Annotated in this window: 1 tRNA gene and 1 rRNA gene; both read right to left on the bottom strand. The window is 47.7% G+C overall.

Annotation, left to right across the window (positions count from 1 at the left end):
• Positions 1 to 201: 201 nt before the first annotated feature.
• Positions 202 to 277, bottom strand: a tRNA-Glu gene (locus HBA26_RS22695).
• 85 nt (positions 278 to 362) lie between these two features.
• A 16S ribosomal RNA gene (locus tag HBA26_RS22690) occupies positions 363 to 419 on the bottom strand; the annotation flags it as partial.

Genomic DNA, 419 nt, shown 5'->3' with positions numbered 1-419 from the left:
TACGCTTAGTCGCTTAACCTCACAACCCGAAGATGTTTCACTTCTGATTGCGAAAATTTGAGAGACTCGAACACACCATTAAGATGTGTCGTTTCAATTTTCAGCTTGATCCAGATTTTTAAAGAGCAAATATCTCAAACGTGACTCGCAAGTCAGTTTTGAGATATGACGGCAGGTGACTTTCACTCACGAACCAGCAAGTGGCGTCCCCTAGGGGATTCGAACCCCTGTTACCGCCGTGAAAGGGCGGTGTCCTGGGCCTCTAGACGAAGGGGACACTGAAGTCTCAATCGCAAGACGCCTTGCTGTTTACTTTTCATCAGACAATCTGTGTGAGCACTACAAAGGCAGGTTCTTTAAGGTAAGGAGGTGATCCAACCGCAGGTTCCCCTACGGTTACCTTGTTACGACTTCACCCC

Source organism: Enterobacter sp. 725m/11 (genome assembly GCF_011683705.1).
GTDB lineage: Bacteria > Pseudomonadota > Gammaproteobacteria > Enterobacterales > Enterobacteriaceae > Enterobacter > Enterobacter bugandensis.
The sequence above is the reverse complement of the archived record's forward strand: the minus strand, read 5'-3'. Positions and strand labels throughout refer to the sequence as shown.